The sequence below is a fragment of the Butyrivibrio sp. genome (assembly GCF_024699075.1).
In genome coordinates, this window is the sequence record NZ_JAILQF010000027.1 from 1 (window position 1) to 2,587 (window position 2,587).

The following is a 2,587-nucleotide window of genomic DNA, read 5'->3' on the forward strand; positions in this document are numbered from 1 at the left end:
TTAACCAAATTACTTGTCTATGAATTTATCTACTTCGTCATAAAATCTCGACAATGATTACATTGCCTTCGATTTTATATCCTTGTATATAAATCCATATCCTTCGTAATTTGATTAAAGATGAACGAGTCAACACACTAGGCGAATAAATATCAGGGATATGGTACCTTATTATAAAGTAGATAAAAAACAGCCCTGTATAATATCAGATGCGAAATTAATAATCATAAACAGATTAATTTTGTCATGTATGCCTTAGCATTATTTGCTTATGCAAGAGCATGGAATATTTATGCAAACTCTGTTACTATACAATAAAAATATATTATAAAAATCATAACGTTTGTGTTATGGCCGCATTAAGCGGCAGAAAGGACAAACATGGCTCTCAGAGAAGAAATTTTATCAGTCATTGAAAAGAACAGCCGAATCGGCATTGATGAGCTTTCGGCGGCGCTTGGCGCTTCGGAGATAGATGTCGCGAATGAAGTAAAGGCTATGGAAGATGCGGGTATAATCTGCGCTTATCATACAATGATAGACTGGTCCAAAACTTCTATTGAGAAGGTCATGGCTCTTATTGAAGTTAAGGTTACACCTACAAGAGGAATGGGTTTTGATTCTATTTCAGAGCGTATCTATAAGTTCCCTCAGGTATCAAGTCTCTATCTTATGAGCGGCTCTTTTGACCTTATGGTAATCGTAGAAGGCAAGACACTTCTTGAAGTTGCAGAATTTGTTAACACAAAGCTTGCCGTACTTGACACAGTTCAGAGTACTGCCACACACTTCATCTTGAAGAAGTACAAAGATCATGGAACTATACTTACAGCCAAGTACGAAGATACAAGAGAAAAGGTATCACCGTGATCATGATCTAAAGATTAAAAGGAAGGAATAGAGTAAATCCATAATGAGAAATCCTTTATCTAATAAAGTTATAGATATAAAGCCTTCAGGCATCAGAAAATTTTTTGATATAGTCCAGGATATGGATGATGTAATATCACTTGGTGTTGGTGAACCTGATTTTGATACGCCCTGGCATATACGTGATGAGGGTATATATTCACTTGAAAAGGGAAGAACCTTTTATACATCAAACTCAGGTCTTAAAGACCTTAAGCAGGAAGTAAGTAATTATGTTCAAAGAACGCAGGGCATAACCTATGATCAGGCAAGCCAGGTGTTTATAACTGTCGGAGGCTCTGAAGCAATAGACCTTGCAATGAGAGCAATGGTCAATCCCGGGGATGAAGTACTTATCCCGCAGCCGTCCTATGTATCTTATGAACCTTGTGCTATCCTTGCAGATGCAGTTCCTGTCATAATCAATCTTAAAGAAGAAAATGAGTTCAGACTTACAGCCAAAGAGCTTGAAGAGAGCATTACAGATAAGACCAAGATATTAGTGCTTCCATTCCCTAATAACCCGACAGGTGCGATCATGGAAAAGAGTGATCTTGAAGCAATTGCAAAGATCATCATAGAACATGATCTGTATGTAATATCAGATGAGATATATTCTGAACTTACCTATAAGGGAAAACATGTATCTATCATATCAATTCCCGGTATGGCAGAAAGAACAATATACATAAATGGCTTCTCCAAGGCTTATGCAATGACAGGCTGGAGACTTGGATATGCCTGCGGACCGGAGAATATCATAAAGCAGATGATCAAGATTCATCAGTTCGCTATAATGTGCGCACCTACAACCAGCCAGTACGCAGGTGTAGAAGCACTCAGAAACGGTGATGAAGATGTTGCCATTATGCGAAAAGAATATGACAGAAGACGTAAATACCTTCTTCATGAATTTGATAAAATTGGTATAAAATGCTTCGAACCATACGGCGCATTCTATGTATTCCCAAATATCAAAAAGTTTGGTCTTTCATCAGATGATTTTGCCATGAAGCTCCTGGAACAGGAAAGGCTTGCAGTAGTCCCAGGAACAGCCTTTGGAGACTGCGGCGAAGGCTTCATAAGAATATCCTACGCATACTCTCTGGAAGACCTCAAAAAAGCTCTGGACAGACTCAAACACTTCATTTCAGGCCTTCCCACCAAATAATAACATCCCCGCACCGCGTACACGTGCCGCGCTGCGGGATTTTTTGCCCTCAAAACCCGCTCCTTCCGCCAGCAGTGATCAGTCCCCTTCGTTCTTCACACCTCAAAACAATCGGACAATGGGGCTTTTTCCAAAAACATATGCCGCGCTGCCAAACTCGCTCCTGTGCTAAGGACCTGGCCACATACCGCCAGGGGAGGAATTTAATATTTTCCTTGTTTTTACTTAATGCCATAAGCTTTGCTTCCAGCATGCCGGAATGTATGTCTGAGCAGGACGATTATATTTTTAGTAATGTCAATATTCACTAGCTCGCTTTGCGAGCATATTACAACGAAAAGGAATGAATCTCCGAGCAAGCTCGGAAGTTCATTCCTTTTTGTTGTAGGTGCGAAGCACCATAGTGAATATTGACTATCAAGACTTTCGAATCGTCCTGCGAGTTTTACATGGAGGCATGCTGCATGGAAGCAAAGCATGGCATTTAGAAAAAACAGGAAAATGTTA

3 protein-coding genes are annotated in these 2,587 nt (G+C 39.8%); 2 read left to right on the forward strand and 1 reads right to left on the reverse strand.

Annotated elements, in window-relative coordinates; translation table 11 throughout:
* Positions 1–381 precede the first annotated feature (381 nt).
* Both K6G87_RS00825 and K6G87_RS00830 read left to right on the forward strand, forming a co-directional pair.
* A complete protein-coding gene (locus K6G87_RS00825) occupies positions 382–870 on the forward strand; it encodes an Lrp/AsnC family transcriptional regulator (RefSeq protein WP_296832567.1) in 489 nt (162 codons plus the stop codon).
* A gap of 43 nt (positions 871–913) precedes the next feature.
* The gene (locus K6G87_RS00830; protein WP_296832570.1) at positions 914–2,080 is read left to right on the forward strand and encodes a pyridoxal phosphate-dependent aminotransferase; all 1,167 of its coding nucleotides are present in this window, start codon (positions 914–916) and stop codon (positions 2,078–2,080) included.
* A 221-nt stretch (positions 2,081–2,301) separates the two neighbouring features.
* Here the strand turns inward: K6G87_RS00830 and K6G87_RS00835 are convergent.
* A partial coding sequence (locus K6G87_RS00835) for a hypothetical protein (protein WP_296832573.1) occupies positions 2,302–2,587 on the reverse strand: 286 nt, incomplete at its 5' end.

What these genes read in the sequence shown, in the direction of transcription:
- K6G87_RS00825 (WP_296832567.1), top strand. Translation starts at nt 382, where the DNA reads ATGGCTCTCAGAGAAGAAATTTTATCAGTCATTGAAAAGAACAGCCGA.
- K6G87_RS00830 (WP_296832570.1), top strand. Translation starts at nt 914, where the DNA reads ATGAGAAATCCTTTATCTAATAAAGTTATAGATATAAAGCCTTCAGGC.